Origin of the sequence: Mucilaginibacter sp. 21P, from assembly GCF_019331605.1 — a bacterium.
In the GTDB taxonomy this organism is placed as follows: Bacteria; Bacteroidota; Bacteroidia; order Sphingobacteriales; family Sphingobacteriaceae; genus Mucilaginibacter; species Mucilaginibacter achroorhodeus.
Genome location: NZ_CP063061.1, coordinates 4,499,782 through 4,520,049, shown reverse-complemented (window position 1 = coordinate 4,520,049; position 20,268 = coordinate 4,499,782). Strand labels below are relative to the sequence as shown.

16 protein-coding genes are annotated in these 20,268 nt (G+C 43.3%); 10 read left to right on the top strand and 6 right to left on the bottom strand.

Annotation, left to right across the window (positions count from 1 at the left end):
- Positions 1-3 precede the first annotated feature (3 nt).
- Both INP83_RS20110 and leuS read right to left on the bottom strand, forming a co-directional pair.
- Positions 4-2,607, bottom strand: coding sequence for an outer membrane beta-barrel family protein (locus INP83_RS20110; RefSeq protein ID WP_219125675.1), 2,604 nt, complete (start codon positions 2,605-2,607; stop codon positions 4-6).
- Positions 2,608-2,993: 386 nt separating this feature from the next.
- Positions 2,994-5,864: a leucine--tRNA ligase gene (gene leuS / locus INP83_RS20105; protein ID WP_219125674.1), complete on the bottom strand. Its 2,871-nt coding sequence runs from the start codon at positions 5,862-5,864 to the stop codon at positions 2,994-2,996.
- A gap of 169 nt (positions 5,865-6,033) precedes the next feature.
- Between leuS and INP83_RS20100 the strand changes: the two genes are divergently transcribed.
- Positions 6,034-6,417, top strand: coding sequence for a DUF1634 domain-containing protein (locus INP83_RS20100; RefSeq protein WP_146272817.1), 384 nt, complete (start codon positions 6,034-6,036; stop codon positions 6,415-6,417).
- Between the two features lie 39 nt (positions 6,418-6,456).
- Positions 6,457-6,672: a KTSC domain-containing protein gene (locus INP83_RS20095; RefSeq protein WP_146272818.1), complete on the top strand. Its 216-nt coding sequence runs from the start codon at positions 6,457-6,459 to the stop codon at positions 6,670-6,672.
- Positions 6,673-6,691: 19 nt separating this feature from the next.
- Here INP83_RS20095 and INP83_RS20090 read toward each other — a convergent pair whose 3' ends face one another.
- Entirely contained in the window at positions 6,692-9,136 is a 2,445-nt protein-coding gene (locus INP83_RS20090; RefSeq protein WP_219125673.1) for an outer membrane beta-barrel protein, read from the bottom strand.
- A 197-nt stretch (positions 9,137-9,333) separates the two neighbouring features.
- Here INP83_RS20090 and INP83_RS20085 point away from each other — a divergent pair, with 197 nt between their 5' ends.
- Positions 9,334-10,620 carry an alpha/beta fold hydrolase gene (locus INP83_RS20085; RefSeq protein ID WP_219125672.1) on the top strand — a complete coding sequence of 429 codons (1,287 nt, stop codon included), beginning with the start codon at positions 9,334-9,336 and terminating at the stop codon, positions 10,618-10,620.
- Positions 10,621-10,807: 187 nt separating this feature from the next.
- Here INP83_RS20085 and INP83_RS20080 read toward each other — a convergent pair whose 3' ends face one another.
- Positions 10,808-11,281 carry a DinB family protein gene (locus INP83_RS20080; RefSeq protein WP_219125671.1) on the bottom strand — a complete coding sequence of 158 codons (474 nt, stop codon included), beginning with the start codon at positions 11,279-11,281 and terminating at the stop codon, positions 10,808-10,810.
- A gap of 91 nt (positions 11,282-11,372) precedes the next feature.
- Here INP83_RS20080 and INP83_RS20075 point away from each other — a divergent pair, with 91 nt between their 5' ends.
- Positions 11,373-13,142 carry a DUF885 domain-containing protein gene (locus INP83_RS20075; RefSeq protein ID WP_255563202.1) on the top strand — a complete coding sequence of 590 codons (1,770 nt, stop codon included), beginning with the start codon at positions 11,373-11,375 and terminating at the stop codon, positions 13,140-13,142.
- Between the two features lie 10 nt (positions 13,143-13,152).
- Entirely contained in the window at positions 13,153-14,115 is a 963-nt protein-coding gene (locus tag INP83_RS20070; protein ID WP_219125670.1) for an alpha/beta hydrolase, read from the top strand.
- Positions 14,116-14,158: 43 nt separating this feature from the next.
- On the opposite strand, the gene INP83_RS20065 is transcribed toward INP83_RS20070, so the two are convergent.
- Both INP83_RS20065 and panB read right to left on the bottom strand, forming a co-directional pair.
- A complete protein-coding gene (locus tag INP83_RS20065) occupies positions 14,159-14,881 on the bottom strand; it encodes an RluA family pseudouridine synthase (protein WP_219125669.1) in 723 nt (240 codons plus the stop codon).
- A 71-nt stretch (positions 14,882-14,952) separates the two neighbouring features.
- A complete protein-coding gene (panB, locus tag INP83_RS20060; RefSeq protein ID WP_146272823.1) occupies positions 14,953-15,768 on the bottom strand; it encodes a 3-methyl-2-oxobutanoate hydroxymethyltransferase in 816 nt (271 codons plus the stop codon).
- 98 nt (positions 15,769-15,866) lie between these two features.
- Between panB and INP83_RS20055 the strand changes: the two genes are divergently transcribed.
- From INP83_RS20055 to INP83_RS20035, 5 genes are all read left to right on the top strand, one after another.
- Positions 15,867-16,448 (top strand): hypothetical protein, encoded by a 582-nt coding sequence (locus INP83_RS20055; RefSeq protein WP_219125668.1) that lies wholly within the window; start codon positions 15,867-15,869, stop codon positions 16,446-16,448.
- Between the two features lie 134 nt (positions 16,449-16,582).
- The gene (carA, locus tag INP83_RS20050; RefSeq protein WP_219125667.1) at positions 16,583-17,683 is read left to right on the top strand and encodes a glutamine-hydrolyzing carbamoyl-phosphate synthase small subunit; all 1,101 of its coding nucleotides are present in this window, start codon (positions 16,583-16,585) and stop codon (positions 17,681-17,683) included.
- Between the two features lie 95 nt (positions 17,684-17,778).
- Positions 17,779-18,300, top strand: a complete 522-nt coding sequence (lspA, locus tag INP83_RS20045) for a signal peptidase II (RefSeq protein WP_219125666.1) — start codon at positions 17,779-17,781, stop codon at positions 18,298-18,300.
- Positions 18,301-18,428: 128 nt separating this feature from the next.
- A complete protein-coding gene (locus tag INP83_RS20040; RefSeq protein ID WP_219125665.1) occupies positions 18,429-19,802 on the top strand; it encodes a DEAD/DEAH box helicase in 1,374 nt (457 codons plus the stop codon).
- 167 nt (positions 19,803-19,969) lie between these two features.
- On the top strand, positions 19,970-20,266 hold the full coding sequence (locus INP83_RS20035) for a septum formation initiator family protein (RefSeq protein WP_219125664.1): 297 nt from the start codon (positions 19,970-19,972) through the stop codon (positions 20,264-20,266).
- Positions 20,267-20,268: the final 2 nt, after the last annotated feature.

Genomic DNA, 20,268 nt, shown 5'->3' with positions numbered 1-20,268 from the left:
TGATTAACGTCCGCCGTTGCCGCCGCCCATGCCGCCACCTTGCTGGTCGCCGCCCTGGATCTGGTCATCGTTGTTAACACCTTTCTTCTTTTGTGTAGGGTTAGCCGGTTTAAAGCTTATTTTACCAAAGCTGTAGCTAAACGTTATACCAAATGATTGGAAAGGAAACTGGGTTTTTGATATCTGGCTGAAACCCGGGCTTGATATGTTTTGGTTAAATGATTTGTTAACTGCAAATGGTTGTACAGTATTGAAACCAAGTGAAGCCTTCTTGTTCATGAATTGTTTCTTGATACCAAAAGCGTAGATACCAAACGATGGGCTTGAGCCCTGTATTGTACGGCGCGGTGAGTTCATGAAACCGAAAGCTTCAAAGATGATGTTCTTAGGTAAATTCAAAGTTGCGCTACCGAACATGGTGTACATGTACTGCGTTTTGATCGCATCCGGATTGATAAAGTTTGCAAATTCCGAATAAACGGTAGGGTTGTAAGTAAATACGTTAACACTTGCGCGTACAGTTAAAGGTTTAAATGGCGTAACCGAACCAAAGAAACTTGCTCCCCATGAGTTGTTCAATGCAGCGTTACGTTGTATGGTACGTGTACCAATTACGGTATCAATTTTCGCACCTGTTTGGATGTAATCCGTAATAGGTTGCGCTAATCCTTCGATCAGATCATTTGTTCTCTTGTAATAAACCGAGAAGTTTAACACTGATGATTTAATGAAGGTATTATAGTTCAATTCAACGGTTTGCGATACTTCCGGCGCCAGGTTAGGGTTACCTACAGATTGAGCCTGAATGTTTGACCTATTGATGAACGGATTTAACACCTGTAAGCTTGGGCGCTGGATACGTTTGCTATATGATAATTTAAACGTGTTTGAACCTATAACTTTTTGTATGGTAAGGCTCGGAATATAAGTATTGTAGCTGGCATCAAAAGGTTTAAGTTCTTGTTGATTTGCGCCGCTTGCATAAGGCGTTTGCGGGTCACCTGCTATCTTTGTATTCTCGTACCTGAAACCTGCCAACACCGAGTAGCTCTTTGGCAATGTAATGGTGAACACGCCGTAACCTGCATAAACGTTTTGTTTGTAATTGTACAGGTTTGAGTTCAGTGGATCAATAATAGGGTTATTACCAAGCGAGTCTACTGAATAAATGTTATAATCACTGTTGATGCGCCTTTGTATGGTTTTACCACCTGCCTCTAATTTCAGGGTTTTATTTATCGGTAAAACATAGTCGCCTTGTAAGGTATATTCGTCGTTCTTACCATCGTTATTACCTGCCTGGCTTGGCTGCGGCGCACCTTTTCCTGTGTTTGGTAAACCCTGGAATAAGTTGTTATAGTCGGTTTTGATGATGCTATGGCTCCACTGACCGGAAAAGGTTATCTCATGACCTTCTTTTTTGAATTTGTGTGTATAATCCAGGTTCCAGTCGAATCCGCTGAATTTATTGCGGTTAGAGTTGATGCCAATGTAGGCCAAAGATTTAGCAGGATTAATGAAATCAGTAATATTATAGTTACCACCGCCATTAGTGTTAAAACCACCATCATTTAAAGCCAGGGTGCTGTTAATACTATTGAAACCGTTAAACTCGTAACCCGCAGTTATCGTTCCCCTCACACCGTGTCTTTTCGTTTCGCTTGAAAGAAAGTTTTTGTTAAGCTGGTTCACCGCTGCTTTGTTTGCGGTAGCAGGCGTGTTAATGGTCTGCTCAAAATCTGTGGTCATGGTTTGTGGCCATGTTAAGTTACCACCAATGTTAGCAGATAAATTGAAACGGTTTTTATTGTAATTTAAGTTGATGTTACCGTTATTTTGACGTGTACCTACACCACCGCTCACAGAACCGCTGATGCCAGATGCATTTTTAGTTTTTGTGATGATGTTGATGATACCACCAGAACCCTCAGCATCATATTTAGCTGATGGAGAAGTAACTACTTCAATGTTTTTGATCTGATCTGCAGGGATGGTTTTCAATACATCGCTTAAGCTGGCAGAAGTTGCACCTGATGGTTTACCATTAATCAAAACGCGAACGTTCTGGTCACCGCGGATAGCAACGTTACCATTCATATCAACCGATACCAATGGCACTTTCTGCAATACATCCGTAGCGTTACCACCTGTAGATGTTACATCCTTTTCAGCATTATAAACGATCTTATCTATCTTGTTTTCTACAAGTGCCTGCTGACCAACAATCTGCACTTCTTTAAGGGCAGTGGCACTTGGTTTTAGCAGGATGGTACCCATGTTATTATCGGGTTTGGCTGCAGTTGTTTCAACCGGGTCAAAAGTCCTTGCCGGATAACCGATAAAGGAAATGGTGATCTTGTATTTACCGGTTTTGATACCGTTAAGTTGGAAGTTACCGTTCCCATCGGTTAGTACACCGTTCATGGGGGTGGTAGCACCGCTTCTGAACAAGCTTACAGTAGCATAATCTACCGGTTTTTTGGTTAACGAGTCGATAACCCTTCCGGAAATTTTGCCCACAATACTTGAGCCGCCGCCCATAGGTATCTGGGCGTTAGCCTTGAGTGCAGCACAAACAACTATTATAAGTAAAAGTATTCGTTTCATAAATTTTTGAGCGTTTTCGTAATTTGAGGCGAAATTGCTGAAAATGTTACAGCTGTATCTGCAGAAATTAGAAAATTATTAATGATGTAATGTAGATGTTACACTTAGTGGTGAGTGTATTGAGTGAACGACGTAATGAGTGAAGAAGTGAATGTGAAAATCTCACAGCATTCTTACAAGGCATAATCCTCCACTGGTCGAAGTTTTTAGCTTCGTCCTAAAATATTGCAAGCATCCTGTTTGCGTGTTAAGCTGTAAGCTTAACAGATTTTAGGTCGGAAGTTACGCTGCGCTAAACTTCGACCAGTAAATGGTTATAAATTATGTCTTTGCGAGGAGCGACAGCGACGCAGCAATCTTCTAGCGTTGTTTACTCGCGACGAGATCTATACAACCACGTTCACAATCCTGCCCTTAACAACGATCACTTTTTTAGGTGCTTTGCCGTCGAGGTGTTTTTGCACGTCGGCGTGGGCCAGTACTGCGGCTTCAACATCGGCGGGCTCCATTGTTAGGGGCAGGCTAATGTTGGTACGAACCTTACCGTTGAAGGAGATAGGATACGCAAAGTCATCCTCAACCAGGTATTCCGGTTGAAATTTTGGATAAGCTGCAGTTGAAATTGAGCCTGCTGAGTTACCCAGCAGCGACCAAAGTTCTTCTGCAATATGCGGCGCATAGGGTGCCAGCACGATCACCAGGTTTTCCAAGATGGCGCGTTTATTACATTTGAGATCAGTAAGCTCGTTTACAGCGATCATGAAGCTGGATACTGAAGTATTGAACGAGAAACGCTCGATATCATCTTCTACTTTTTTGATGATCTTGTGCAACGCTTTCAGTTCCGCTTTAGTGGGAGCCTCGTTTGATATTGAGAAATTCCAGTTTGCATCATGGAACAATCTCCAGAATTTACGCAGGAATTTAAACACACCCTCGATACCATTGGTGTTCCAGGGTTTGCTCTGCTCCAGCGGACCAAGAAACATCTCATACATACGCAGGGTATCCGCACCGTAACGCTCGATTAGATCATCCGGGTTAACCACGTTGAACTTTGATTTCGACATTTTTTCCACTTCAATACCGCAAATGTATTTTCCATTTTCAAGGATAAATTCAGCATCAGCAAAATCCTCCCTCCAGGCTTTAAATTTATTGATGTTTAGTATATCGTTCTCCACAATGTTCACGTCTACATGCAACGGAGAAGTCTTATGGTCTTTGATCAAACCATGGGATATGAAGGTGTTTGTACCTCTGCCTTCCTCGTCAATTAAACGATAAACAAAGTTACTGCGACCCTGTATCATGCCCTGGTTGATGAGCTTTTTGAAAGGCTCTTCTTCAATGGCTTTGCCAATATCTTTCAAAAACTTGTTCCAGAAACGGCTGTACAGCAAGTGGCCGGTAGCGTGCTCGCTGCCACCAATGTACAGGTCAACATCTTTCCAGTACTCGATCGCTTTTTCTGATGCAAACTCCGTGTTGTTATTAGCATCCATATAACGATACCAGTACCAACTGCTGCCTGCCCAGCCCGGCATGGTGCTTAGCTCGTATTCGTAGGCCCCCTCTAAATCTCCCCCAATAGGGGAGACTTGTGGTTTATACTTCCAATCAGTAGCGCGACCCAACGGTGGCTCGCCGGTTTCGGTTGGTAAGTACTTGTCTATCTCCGGCAATAACAAAGGCAATTCGCTTTCTTCTATCAGCTGCGGTAAGCCATCTTTAAAGTAAACCGGTACCGGTTCGCCCCAGTAACGCTGACGGCCAAATATCGCATCGCGCATGCGGAAATTCACTTTGGCTTTACCTAAACCAACTTCTTCCAGCTTGGCAACAACGGCTGCAGTTGCTTCTTTGTAACCTAAACCGTTTATGAAATCACTATTAATATATTTACCTTCCTTGGTAGGGTCTGCCTCGGTCCCGATATTTTGGATATCGATGATCGGGATGATCGGCAGGTCAAAATGCTTAGCGAAAAGATAGTCGCGTTGGTCTCCGCTTGGTACAGCCATTACGGCACCGGTACCGTAGCCTGCCAAAACATAATCTGCTATCCATACCGGTATCTTAGCACCGTTAAGCGGATTGGTAACATAGCTACCGGTAAAAGCGCCCGATACGGTTTTGGTATCGGCCATACGGTCAAGCTCGCTTTTCTTTTTTGTTTGGGCGATGTAAGCATCAATATCCGCCTTTTGTTCGGGAGTAGTCAACTCTGCAACCAATTCGTGTTCAGGTGCTATCACCAAAAAGCTAACACCAAAAATGGTATCAACACGGGTAGTGAAAACTTCGATGTAAGGAGCCGGATGTGAGGAGCCGGATGCCGGATCGTTTTCCGCACTAAAATGCTCGCTTGCCGCTCTCTCCAACGGAAACTTCACACTTGCACCAACACTCTTCCCTATCCAGTTGCGCTGCATTTCCTTCAACGGCTCGGGCCAGTCAATGGTATCAAGGCCTTGTAACAGGCGCTCGGCATAGGCCGTAATGCGCATGCTCCACTGCATCATTTTCTTTTGCTCAACAGGGTAACCGCCGCGCTCGCTAAAGCCGTCTTTCACTTCGTCGTTAGCCAGTACGGTACCCAAGGCGGCACACCAGTTAACGGTGCTCTCGCGCAAGTAGGTAAGGCGATATTTTAACAATTCCTGCTGCTGTATTTTTTCTGGTAAAGCCTTCCATTCATCGGCATCAAAAACAAGCGTATCTTCGTCGCAAACAGCGTTTATACCTGCCGATCCTTTGGTTTCAAAATAGGCTACCAGTTTATCTATGCTTTCAGCTTTATCGGCATCTTTATTATACCAGCTATTGAATAGCTGCATAAAAATCCACTGTGTCCACTTGTAGTAATCCGGCGAACTGGTACGCACCTCGCGACTCCAATCAAAAGAAAAACCAATCTGGTCTAATTGGCGGCGGTAGGTGTTAATGTTTGCCTCGGTGGTAACAGACGGGTGCTGCCCGGTTTGTATGGCGTACTGCTCTGCCGGTAAGCCAAAGCTATCATACCCCATCGGGTGCAACACGTTAAAACCTTTGTTGCGTTTATACCGCGCAAAAATATCAGAAGCGATATAGCCCAGCGGATGGCCAACATGCAGCCCCGCACCAGATGGGTAGGGGAACATATCTAACACATAGTACTTTGGCTTATTGGTGTTGTTCTCGGCTTTAAAAGTATTATTCTCGGCCCAAAACTGCTGCCACTTTTTCTCTATATCTTTAAATTGATAATCCATTTGTTGTTTACCGGTTTGAGGTTGCGAAAATAGTAAAAACTGCTTACAGATTAGCCTTTTGGCGGTGGATTACATAAAGTCTATCTACTCGGTAGGTTAACATTAAAGTTGGCAGGCCATATTATAAGGCTTAATTTCGGCGTGGATATACTTGAGTAATACCACCCCCATGTTTAAAAACTTTAAGGATAAAGATATGCAGGCTGTTATTGGCTGGGTGCTCCGTGCAGGAGTCCTAATATCAATGCTAACGGTTTTTATAGGTGGTTGTGTGTATCTTTACAGGCATGGCCATACCACGGCCGATTATCATCAGTTTAATGGCGTGCCTGATTTTATACAGACAGGCCAGGGCATTATACACGGCGTATTCACAGGAAGGGGCAGGGCTATTATTCAATTAGGCATTATCATGCTCATAGCCACGCCCGTAGTAAGGGTGTTATTTTCGGCCATAGGGTTTATCTTAGAGAAAGACCACCTGTACACTGTCATTACTTTTATTGTGCTTTTTGTTATCATCTGCAGCGCTTTAAGCGGCCACGCAGGCTAATTTATCCAAACCATAATTTTTTAGCAATGTTGTATTTATATGTACAGGCGTAAGGTACAGTCATCGGCTTTAGAGAGTGTTGGTTATGATGCCAAAAAGCAGATCCTCGAACTGGAGTTTAGGGAGCATAGTGACGTATGGCAATATTTCGGGATCAGGCCATCCACCTACAAAAAATTCATCAGTTCAGAATCATTAGGCAAATACTTCGTAACCCGCATTAAAGGCAAGTATCCGGAGTTGAAGTTATTGTAAGGTAATAGCTCTTTAAATATTAATTACCCCCAATTCTCCTTTGCTCATCCTCATTTCCAGTTTTATGGCGAACGGCACCCTTAACGGATGTTTTACCAAACCGATAGCTGAAGTTTACAGACAAGATGCGATACTCGCGCCAATCGACAGTATTTCTATTTAAGTTTTGATAGTTGGTATAAGCCCGGTCACGACGGGTCTTAAAAATATCTAAAAGGGTGAAGCTTAGTTTACCCATCTTGTTAAGAACGGGCATACTTAAACCGGCGTTGGCATAGTAAACCGCTTTAAAGTTATTTATACCGTAAACTGTCGGCGTTTCGTAGTAGCCAGAAAGTTCAGCAGCCAGTTTACTACCCAACTTAAAACTTTGCGTGGTGTTGATCAGAACATCACCCACGCTTTGATCAAAATCGCCGTATTTTGGGTCGGCAATGTATCGCTGGTACGATGCATCAATGTCATAAGAACTGTTCCACCAACTGGTGAATTTTATGGGAGCACTAAAAGCAACCCCAAGCGTTTGCGTGCGGCCCAGGTTTACATCGGTATTAATGATAACCTTTGTAGCATCGTTTTGCTGATAGAAAGGAAAAGCGGCACCGCTTGCAAAGGTTGCGTACAAACGGGTGCTTATCTCCTGGTTGTAAGTATGCGTAAGGCTGATGCTATTGGCATATACCGGCCTTAAATAAGCATTACCTGCCTGGTAACTGTACAGATCAATAAACGACAGGAAAGGATTAAGCTTATCATACGCCGGCCTGGTTATACCGCGGTTAAAGTTCAACACGTAATCGTTCTTATCATCATGATGGTATTCTACCTGGACTGTTGGGAACAGGTTAAAGTAATTTCTGGCGGTTATATGCTGGTTGTTTGGCGATTGCTCGCGATATGAGTCGCCTCTTGAATTGGTGTATTCGCCTCTAACGCCGGCGCTTATATCAGTTTTGCCGAATTTGGCATTGTAATTAATGTAACCTGCAGCAATTTTTTCAGTATAGATAAAGTGATTGCTAAAGGTGGTATCAATGGTGTAAACGTTGTTAACCAGCGGACCAAATATGAGGTTATTATCTGTTTTGGTATAACTGTATTTTGCCCCTGCATCAAGTTTGGCGGTTTTACCCAGCGGTTTTGTATAATCTAATATAGCCGACCAGATACCCACCTTGGTAGGAGAAAGGTTTTGTAGCAAGAGCGGGTTACGGTAGGCCGCCCCGGCAGCATTATAGAAAGTATTATTAATGTACTCGTTGGATGCACGGCTGTTACGGGTATGCGTAAGGCTGGCGGAAATTACCCCGCCAGTTTCATCAACCTTGCCATTATAGTTAAGGTTATATGTAAAGGTATTGATATCGCGATTTAGGTTTGAGTTGGCGTAAACTGTAGAATCTTTAACATTATTATTGAAGATGCTAAGGGTGTTGGCTTTATTAAATTTTGCGTTATTGATGTTGCCTGCAACCAAAAAGCCAATGGTTTGCCCTTCGCCGATGAAGAAATCTGTACCCAGCCTAAAGTTATGGCTAAACGTTTCAGAAACGCTGCGGTAAGCGGTGTTGTAGTTGCTCTGCAACCCGTTGTAATCTATACCGCGGTCAGTGTTGAAGTTTTTATATGATTTGTTGGCAGCGAAATTATAGTTACCAAAAATGTTGTAGCTTTTAGTGCGGTTGTTAAAGCTGATCCCGCTATTGCCTTTGTAGTACCTGCCATAACCGGCGCCAAGGGTAATGGTTCCATTAGTGCCAATGTTATTACCTTTCTTGAGTACGATATTGACAATACCACCCGCCGCTGCATCGTACTTAGGCGAGCCCCCGGTTATCAGTTCCATCTTATCGATATTACTTCCCTGCGTACTTTTTAATAATGCTACCAGATCGGTACCTGTAAGGTTGGTGGGTTTGCCGTCTATCAGCACCAGGGCTTGTTGCCTGCCGCTAACGCTGATGGCATCGTTGTTATCAACCCTTACACCGGGAGATTGCCTTAAAATATCTAATGCCGATTGCCCGTCTGCAATAATACTTGCCGATGGATTGATGATGGTTTTGCCCGGCTTAACTTCCACAAATGCTTTGCGCGCAGTAATTGTAACATCTTTTAACTGCGTATTGGTTGCAGCCAACTTTAATGGTGCAAGCGAAACAGATTTGCCGGCGGCAATGTAAAAAGGTTGTGTATACGTGCGCTTATAACCCAGCATGGTTGCCAGTATGGTATAGCTCCCGGGTTTAATATTATTGAATTGGAAAGCACCTCTTTCGTCTACCAGGGCAGATGTGGCTACAGTGGAATCGGGCAGATGCAGAAGTATAGCGGTAGCCCCGTCAGCAGGCTGATTGTTCTGTGTTAAAACGGTACCCCTTAAAAATGTGATACCGGTTTGGGCGTAACAAAAATTAATACATAGCAGGAATGCCACCAATAAGCATCCGTTTTTGAAATTCATTAATAGTTTAGTAGAAATTAATTAGTATAGTGTCAGTTAAAAAGTTAAATGTAACAACAAAAAAGCGTTTTGTAATACTGATTTTTCGCTTTTTTACGCCAATTGTATCAGAAATGTTGCTTTAGCATAAAGTTGCGTCAATACCTTTGTAAATTATTATTTTCGTGCGTTGATATTTTAGAAGTTTATAAGTGGAGATGAGAAAATTATTCGTTTCAATGCTTGCCATGTGCCTTACTGTAGTGGCACTTGCACAAACGGCACCGGCTAATTTCACAATGGCTGCAAACAAATTCAGGCAGTATTACAATGCCGGTAAGCCTGATAGTATATTTAATATGTTTAGCAGCCAGATGAAGGCCGCGCTGCCACTGGATAAGTTCTCATCAACTACCACGCAGCTAAAGGCCCAGTTAGGTGATCTAAAAAGTACTGAGCTGGTAAAGTTTAGCGTACCGCTTGCCGTTTATAAAGCTACTTTTGATAACGCTATTTTCAACCTTAACATCTCTCTTGACGCTCAAAGCAAGTTCGTCGGTTTGTTGCTTAGTCCTTATGTTGAGCAGGCGACAACCGCTATGCAAATGGATCCGTCGCTTAAAGAGTCGCCAATTATTTTAAAAACGCTGAGCGGCTCTATCTCGGGTACGCTTACCATGCCTGCCGATGCTAAAGACAAGGTGCCTGTAGTACTGATCATAGCAGGATCTGGCCCTACAGACAGGGATTGCAATAGTCCAAAACTGGGAATGAACACCAATGCCTACAAAATGCTGGCAAACGACTTGGGCAAGGCAGGTATTGCAACAGTACGGTACGATAAACGCCTGGTTGGCCAAAGCGTAAGCTCTACAAAGCCAAAGGAATTGCGTTTTGAAGATTACGTGGATGATGCCGTGGGTTTAGTACAGTTATTGGCTGATGATAAGCGCTTTTCTAAAGTGATCGTGTTGGGCCATAGTGAAGGATCGTTGATCGGTATTTTATCTGTGCGCGATCAACCTGTAAAGGCATTGATCTCGGTTGCCGGTGCTGGCCGTTCTGCTGATCTTATTGTAACAGAGCAAATGAAGGCCCAGCCGAAGTTTATCCAGGATAACTTTAAAGTAATGCTCGATAGCTTAAAGAAGGGTAAGTTTACACCTAATATCGATCCTAAAATATATGCTATTGCAGGTCCTGACGTGCAGCCATACCTGATGTCGTGGTTCAGGTATAACCCTGCAAGGGAAATTAAAAAGGTTAAAGTACCGGTGCTCATCCTGCAAGGTACTACAGACATTCAGGTACCTGTCAGCGAAGCCGAGCTGCTGAAAAAAGCTAAATCGGATGCACAATTGGTCATCATTCCAAACATGAACCACGTGTTGAAAGAAGCGCCTGCAGACCGGGAGAAAAACATGGCTACCTATAACCAACCCGACCTTCCCTTAAAACCAGAACTGGTTACAAGCATAGTCACATTTGTGAAAGGCTTGAAATAGGTTGGGGACGTTGATTTTGAAGTAACAAAAATACTAACTACCATTGGTCGAAGTTTAGCGCAGCTTTACTTCGACCAATGGTGTTCTAAGCTTTCAGCTCAATTATCAAGGAGAATCCTTGAAAAAATTTTAGGTCGAAGTTATAAACCTCGACCAGTACTCGACTTTATATCGATCCCTCAAACTATCATTTCCATATCCCCAGTAATCTTCTCAACAGGATGATCTCTGAAGTATGGTAAGAGTTATGATCTGCCACCTGCAAGGCCTCTCGCAGGATGGATTGTCCATCACCGTGTGGTATGGCAGCATAAATATCGCCGCTCCTCAATAGTTCTATAAAAGCTTTGCGGTCCGCTTTAATGGCTTCGATCGTTTTATCCCAATCCCCCGGATTTTCGGGCGCTGCTTCTTTAGGCCAATAGTCATCAGGCCATTTCGGCGATTGGTGGTTGGCATCTTTACTAAACTCCAACATATCCCATTGTGCAATACGAATATGTTCGGCCAGTTGCCAAATGCTGTAAGGTAATCCATGTGGTTTTATTCCCAGTTTGTCGGCTGGTATGCCCTCAAGCGCATCTTCAAGTGTAGCATGCGCGCCGCCGCCTTCGAGTAATTTGATCAGTTCTTTTATTAAAATATCGTGCTGCTCACTCATATCATTGTTTTTAAAGCCTAACAAATAGGTTACAGGTTTGATTTGTCGTAATCAATTTTTAAGTTTATCGCTTAAAGCAAAACCCACCACCGTGATTAAAAAACTACTCCTGCTTGCGCTTTACGTAACCGCTTTTACCGCTTGTAAAAAAGACGGCGGTAGTGCCATTGATAATGGTTTAAAAGACGACGGCACATTTACCCGATACGAAGATCATTTTTTGGATGAGTTATGGAAGATAAACCCGGATTGGGCTACATCCGTAGGTTACCATAAATATGATAGTGTACTTGTGGTACCCGGACCAAAGGCACGTGAGCAGCAGCTAAAGTTTGCCAAAGTGCAGCTGGATTCATTAAGCCATTACGAGCCCAGCCTGCTTACAGATAATAATAAGATAGACCATGCTATTATGAAGAACCAACTGGAATCAACCCAGTGGGGTATTGAGCAGTTAAGGTCATACGAGTGGGACCCATCATCTTACAACGTTACAGGTACTTTTGCTTTTATCTTAAATGAACATTATGAGCCTTTGCAAAAGCGCCTCCGCAGCTTTTATCAACGCATGGAAAATATTCCAGCTTACTACAAGGCTGCTGAAACACAATTAAAAAACCCGGTTAAAGAACTTACCGATCTGGCTATTGAGCAAAACGAGGGAGGACTTAGCATTTTTGAAAGTGACCTTGCCGATTCGCTTAAGAAAAGCAAACTACCTGATGCAGAACAAAAACAAATTACAGATCGTGCAAAACTATCAGCAACAGCTATTAAAGGATATGTGGCTTATTTGAAGGCAATGAAAAACCCTAAACCACGCAGTTTTAGGTTGGGGAAAGAACTTTACGAAGCAAAATTCAAGTATGATATCCAAGCTGAAGGTACTGCCCAGCAAACTTACAACGCTGCGGTGGAACGTAAAAAGTTCCTGCATAAGGAGATGGCTAAAATAAGCCGGCAGCTTTGGCCAAAGTATTTTAAAACGGAGGCGGCGCCAAAAGATTCGCTGGAGATGATAAGCAGGTTGATAGATACGCTGTCTGCTGATCACGTTAAGCCGGCTGATTTCCAATCGGCTATAGAGAAGGAGATACCTAAACTGACCGCTTTTATAAAGGCTAAAGACCTGGTAACGCTTGACCCAACCAAACCTTTAGTGGTACGTAAAGAACCTGCTTATATGGCTGGTGTTGCAGGTGCATCTGTAAGCGCGCCCGGCCCGTATGATAAAAACGGAAATACTTACTATAACGTGGGTAGCCTGCAAGGCTGGCCTGCAGACCGCGCAGAAAGCTACCTCCGCGAATACAATAATTATATTCTGCAGATCCTCTGCATACATGAAGCTATCCCCGGCCATTACACGCAACTGGTGTACGCAAACAAGGCACCAAGCATGATCAAATCTATTTTGGGTAACGGCGCCATGGTTGAAGGTTGGGCTGTATTTAGCGAACAGGAGATGATTGACGCGGGTTTCGGTAATAACGCGCCGGAGATGCGCCTGATGTGGTATAAATGGCACCTGCGTTCGGTATGTAACACGATATTGGATTACAGCGTGCACACCGGCAACATGAGCGAAGATGAGGCGGTGAAGATGCTTACCAAAGAAGCCTTTCAGCAAAAGGCAGAAGCACAGGGTAAATGGAAACGCGTAAGTGTAAGTAGCGTACAGTTAACCAGTTATTTTACCGGTTACAAAGAAATAAACCAGCTTTACCAGGATTGGCAAAAAAAACAAGGCGACAAGTTTAAGGTTAAAGATTTTAACGAAAAGTTCCTGAGCTATGGCAGTGCGCCTGTTAAATATATTAAACAAGCCATGTTTGCTCCACCAAAGAAAGACGGAAAATAACTTTTAGCTTATGAAAAAGATAGTCTTGTTTGCCTGTATTACGATGATGCTTTGCCAGGCATGTAAACCGAAGCAGGAGAAACAGCTGGAAAACAAACAGTTCAATTTTGTTACTTCTGATCATGTTAGCTTACCTGTAAAGGTATCCGGCAAAGGGGATGTTTGCATGTTTGTACCCGGTGGCCCCGGTGGCGGTTATTTATCTTTTGAACAGTTGGGTGGTAATAAGCTGGAAGGTTTTCTTACAATGATATATATGGATCAGCGGGGGAGTGGCAGCGCGCAGAACGCCAGGGATTACAGCATGGACCGCTTGTTAAAAGATATGGATGATGTAAGAGCTAAACTCGGGGTTGATAAAATGTACCTGATGAGCCATTCATTTGGCGGAGTAATAATGGTTAACTATGCCAAAAAATACCCACAACACGTAAAAGGGCTTATTTTAGTTAATTCTGCTCTTTACTTCTTTAGTCCGGATGCGTTGGCCGAGCAAATTAGCTACGGGTACAAGCTATTAGGAAAGGATACTGTAATTAAGGCAAAGAACCCAGATTCTCTTTTTGCGGGCGATATGGCTGTTAGGGCCAAGCTAAGCAAAGTGCATCTTGGGTATAAACTACTTACGGACAGTATTAAAACGATTGGTGTTTTTGATAAGTTAGATTCTCTGCATCCCCGGACAAACGATTTTGCCTACAAAATTCTTGCGCCCGTTTTGGATAAGACCAAAAAAATGACCTACCCGGAATATTTTAAAGATTACAACACCATAACACCAGATATTAATGTACCAGTTTTAGTAATAACAGGAACCAACGACCATGCTGTTGGCCCTAATACTTACAAGCTGGCTAAATTCCCTAATCAAAAGGTGGTAAAAATAGATGGTGGTCACTTGCTTTATTATGAAAATAACAGCGCTTTCGTAGATGCCGTCAAAAACTTTATTAAAGATCAGTCAGTTAATTAAAACGTTTCATCGACCGCCGGCCCGATTGAAAGCGGCTGACTGCTTAAGGTATTAAGTCCTCAAACTTGTCCCAAAAACCATCTTTAGGTAGGCTGGCAACTATCTCTATAGGTTCGTTTTTTACCGGGTGGATAAATTTTAAGCGGCGGGCATGCAGGCAGATACTTTTGCGCAGGCTGCCGCGGGGGTAGCCATATTTATTGTCGCCAACTATTGGGCAGCCCAGGGTAGATAATTGCACGCGGATCTGGTGCGGTCGGCCGGTTATCGGGTCAACCTCAATTACAGAATACCCATCGCGCTGTCCAACAAGTTTATAGTTCAATTCAGACCGCAGGCTGCCTTGCACTTCTTTGTCATGTGCCTTTGTTACGTTCTTCTGCGAATTTTTTACAAGCCAATGCACCAGGTTACCGGCAGGCGGTTGGGGCTGCTGGCGGGTAATGGCAAAATAAGTTTTATGCATTTCGCGGTTTTTAAACATTTTGTTTATCCTGTCTAAAGCTTTGCTGGTTTTTGCAAACAGGATAACACCGCTCACCGGGCGATCTAAACGATGCACTACGCCTAAAAAAGCCCCATTTGGCTTATTGTATTTAGCAGCGATGTAACGCTTAACTTTCTCATCGAGCGGCTCATCACCGGTTTCATCAACCTGTACAATATCGCCCGCGCGCTTATTAATGGCAATCAGGTGATTGTCCTCGTAAAGCACGTCGGCATCAGTAATGTCTTTGTTTATGTAGGTGTGTTGTTTTAAGTTCATGGTTAATGATTCATGGCCCATGGTTTAGCTGCTATGAACTATCAACTATTCACCATGAACCAGCGAAACTGCTAATACTCCTCTTTCTCGTTAGGGAAATTTTTAGCTTTTACATCAGTAACATAATTACCAATGGCATTGTTCATCACATCAAATAGATCTGCATATTGGCGAAGGAAGCGGGGTTTAAATCCTTTGTTGATACCCAGCATATCGTGTATCACCAAAACCTGGCCATCGCAGTGCTGGCCTGCACCAATGCCTATTGTTGGGATGTTGAGGCTTTTACTTACTTCTGCAGCCAGTTTAGCCGGGATCTTTTCCAGCACAACACCAAAGCAACCTAACTCCTCCAGCTTTTTGGCGTCTTCTTTTAGTTTGGCAGCTTCGGCCTCTTCTTTGGCGCGTACGGTGTAGGTACCAAATTTATATATTGATTGCGGGGTTAAACCCAGGTGCCCCATAACGGGAATACCTGCGGTAAGTATACGGCTGATGGATTCTGCTATTTCTATACCACCCTCTAACTTGATACCATGCGCGCCGGATTCTTTCATGATGCGGATGGCAGATGCCAATGCCTCTTTCGAGTTACCCTGATATGAACCGAATGGAAGGTCTACTATTACCAGTGCACGTTTGGCAGCACGCACAACAGATGAAGCGTGATAGATCATCTGGTCTAAGGTAATAGGCAGGGTGGTCTCGTGCCCGGCCATTACGTTACTTGCTGAGTCGCCCACCAGTATTACATCCGTACCTGCGTTATCAACTATGGCAGCCATTGAGTAATCATAAGCTGTAAGCATAGCTATCTTTTCGCCGCGATTCTTCATCTCCTGCAGCGTATGCGTAGTGATGCGCTTTATCTCTTTGTTTACCGACATGGTATCGTTTGGTTTTGTAAGGCAAAGGTAGGATATGATTTTTAAAAATCGCTTTAGCTAATTATTTAGATGTAGCATATATTAGTAGACGAAAACCAATGACCAAAGCGCAATATCAGGAAGCTATTAAAACCGAACGGTTACCATTAACACCATGGGAAAAGTTTGACCATTTTGGGATTGTGATCTATTGCTTAATGCCAACGGTGATGTTGCCTGTATTTTATTTATGGAGGTGCATCAATGATGAACATCTTGAGTTTAATACAAAACACGTAGAGGTCCTTTCAATCTCTGTAATTGTTTCCATCTTTTTTTTCTGGTTACAAAATTATAGACTAAGACTACAAGTTATTCCGGCTGCCTTATGTAAAAAAGATTTGAAGGAGGTCACCCTTCAGGTTTTAAAAGAACTAAAGTGGCATGGCAGGTTCAACGGAACCGTGTGCGTAGTGCGTACCGATAGAAGTTTTTTTTCCGGAAGTTGGGGTGAACAGGTTACTCTTATCGTCGATGCAGACCGGGTGTTAATAAATAGTATCTGTGATTTGAAGAAGCGGTCATCTATTACATCCTGGGGTAATAACGGGAAAAACGTGAAAGATTTTACCGAAAGATTTCAGGAATACGCGTCGCGCCAAATGAAAGCCGAATGCTCTGCCATAAAAATTGAAAATTGATGCGGAAACCCGCAAACTTTTCTCTACTTTTGCGGCGTGAATAAAGAGGTATTTTTCTTCAGCCCTTTACTTTCTTTTCACGGAGCTTCGAGCCAGAAAATCCGAATATTTAACCCTTTCAATTTTTTTGCTAAATGAATCATTTCACCAAGTTACCGGCAGTATTATTACTGGAAGATGGTACCGTTTTTCATGGTAAAGCCGCAGGCAAGATAGGCACAACCACGGGCGAAATTTGCTTTAACACCGGCATGACCGGATACCAGGAAATTTTTACCGATCCATCTTACTTTGGGCAAATTATGGTAGCAACCAATGCGCATATTGGTAACTACGGCATAGCTAGTGAAGAGGTTGAATCTGAACAGATACAGATCGCCGGCCTGGTTTGTAAAAACTATAACATCGCTTACAGTCGCAAACAGGCTGATGAATCGATACAGGATTATTTTCAGCAGCATAATCTGGTAGGCATTTCTGATGTGGATACCCGCCAACTGGTTCGCCACATACGCGATAAGGGTGCCATGAACGCTATTATCTCATCTGAGATATTAGATGTTGAAGAATTGAAAGCTAAATTGGCGCAAGTACCTTCAATGGATGGCCTGGAGCTTTCATCACAGGTATCAACTAAAGAAACATATACTTTTGGTAAAGAAGATGCTACCTATCGCGTAGCCGTGCTCGACCTTGGTGTTAAGAAAAACATCCTGCGCAACTTTGATGATCGTGATGTTTATGCAAAGGTTTACCCGGCAAAAACCACCTTTGAAGAAATGGAAAAGGATTTTGCACCATCGGGTTATTTTATCTCTAACGGCCCGGGCGACCCATCGGCTATGCCATACGCTATAGATACCGTAAAAAAGGTATTGGCTTCAGAAAAACCGATGTTTGGTATTTGCCTTGGTCACCAGTTGCTGGCTTTAGCTAACGATATCCCAACTAAAAAGATGTTTAACGGCCACCGCGGTTTAAACCACCCGGTTAAAAATGTGATCATCAACCATTGCGAAGTAACCTCACAAAACCACGGTTTTGGTGTGGTGCAGGAAGCTGTAAGGGCATCAGACAAAGTAGAAGTTACCCACGTAAACCTGAATGACCAATCAATAGAAGGTATCCGCGTAAAAGGTAAAAAAGCTTTCTCGGTACAATATCACCCAGAATCATCTCCGGGCCCGCATGATAGCCGTTACCTGTTTGATGATTTTATCAACTCAATGAAATAACAGACCGGCTCCGATAGCTATCGGGATGCCGATGACAATAGAAAAAGCCTTTCAAATTTGAAAGGCTTTTTTGATTTACTACCTTCGCTGCCGAAATGAAGTTGAAAGGTGCTTACCGTGTTTTCGCCATTATTGCCTTGCTTGCACTAAACATCAGTTGCGACCAGGTTACAAAATCAATGATGCGCGAGCATATCAATATCTACGACCAATACCGTTTTTTTGATGGGCATGTAACCCTGCTGCATGTAGAAAATACAGGTGCCTTTTTAAGTTTAGGCGCAAAGTTGGTTCAGCCTTTCAGGTTTATGCTGCTCACGCTTTTACCCATTTTGGCGCTGCTTGGTGGTTTGTTTTACGTTATCCTTAAAAAGAATTTAACACCGTTGACGTCTATTGGTATCATCTGCTGTATTGGCGGTGGCGTGGGTAACTTGTACGACCGTATTAAGCATGGCGCTGTTACCGATTTTTTACACCTCAAATTTGGCCCTTTGCAAACGGGCATTTTTAACGCTGCAGATGTATCAATCATGATTGGTTTGGGGCTGATACTGCTGGATGGTTTTTTAAGCAGCCGTCGGCATAAAAAATTGCTGCAGCAGCGGGCTCAATAACAAATCTGTTAAGCAGATAAAAAAGCGTATCTTTGCGGCAGTGCCGATGAATCGGCTGTAATCATAATTAATACTCTCCATTAGAAAAAAGTCAGCGCCCTTAGGTTTGGCGTTTGCACAATACATAAATGTTATTTACCGATCTTAAATTAATTGAGCCTATTTTAAAGGCTTTACAAACAGAAGGCTATACCAGCCCCACCCCAATACAACAACAGGCTATCCCATACATTTTGCAGCGCCGCGACCTTTTAGGTTGTGCCCAAACAGGCACAGGTAAAACAGCTGCCTTTGCTATCCCAACTTTGCAATTACTGTTTAATGATAAACAACAGCACCGCGAGCAAAAATCTATAAAAGCACTTGTACTTACCCCAACCCGCGAACTGGCCATACAAATTGGCGACAGCTTTACGGCTTACGGACGGAATACGGGTTTAAAGAACCTCGTGATTTTCGGCGGCGTATCGCAAAACCCGCAGGTTGATGCCTTACGTAAAGGTGTAGATATACTGGTTGCAACACCCGGTAGGTTGCTCGACTTGATGAACCAGGGTTATGTCCACATCAACCAGATAAAAATGTTGATACTGGATGAAGCTGACCGCATGCTGGATATGGGTTTTGTGAACGATGTAAAAAAGATCATCGCCAAGGTGCCTGCAAAAAGACAAACATTGTTCTTCTCGGCCACCATGCCAAAGGAGATCCAATCACTGGCAGATTCGATATTGAATAATCCTGAAAGAGTGGAGGTTGCGCCGGTGTCATCAACTGCCGATACTATACAGCAGGCTGTTTATTTTGTAGAGAAAAGCAACAAGAAGAACCTGTTGATTCATATTCTTAAAGATAAGGATATTAAAACCCTGCTGGTGTTCACGCGTACCAAACACGGTGCCGATAAAGTTGTTAAAGACCTGCATAAGGCAGGCATAACTGCTGAAGCAATTCACGGTAATAAATCGCAAAATGCAAGGCAGCGGGCGCTAACTAATTTTAAGAACCGTAGCACGCGTGTTTTGATAGCTACTGATATTGCAGCACGCGGTATTGATATTGACGAGCTTACCCACGTAGTAAACTACGAGCTGCCGAATATACCCGAAACCTATGTGCACCGTATTGGCCGTACTGGTAGGGCAGGGGCTAGCGGTATAGCCATGTCTTTTTGTGATGGAGAAGAGGAAATAGAATATCTAAAGGATATTTATAAGCTTATCGGCAAAAATGTGCCTGTAGAAGAAGGGCACCCTTACCCGCTGAGTATCGAACTGATGAACGCCAGGATGACCGGCAAGGCTGTAAGCATTGCAGTTAAAGGCAAAGCACCTGCTGGCGAAGGCCGCGGTGGCAGAAACGGCGGCAGTGGTAATCGCGGTCGCAACAGCCGTAGCGGAAACAAACGCGCCAATGGCGAAAGCCGTCAGGGCGGTGGTGCCGGCAACCGTAAGGCAGGTTCAAAAACCGGCGGTGGCAGCGGCATGAGCGGACGCAGGTAGTTAAGTTAATAGGAGTAGTTAATTAAAGATAAGAGATTAAAGATTAGGTGTTGGTTTAGAATTGGGGAATCCCCTAATCTCTTATCACAAATCTCTAATCTCCAACGCAAAACTTGTTTTGCATTTAAAAAAAATTTAGCTTTAAAGTGAAATTAGATTCGTTAAAAATGAAACGCCTTTTAGATCTTATCAAGAATAAATTTTTCCTGGTAACGGTGGCTTTTGTGATATGGATGGTATTTTTTGACAAGAACGATGTGTTCTCTCAATATGAGTATCGCCAGCAGCTGAATAAGCTTAAACAGGAGCAGGGGTTTTATAAAACCGAAACGGAGAAAGTCAAAAATGACCTTAACGAGCTCAGCTCAGATAAAGCCAAACTGGAAAAATTTGCGCGAGAGAAATACCTCATGAAAAAAGATAACGAAGATGTGTTTGTTATCCTGCATGATAAAAAGAAATAAAA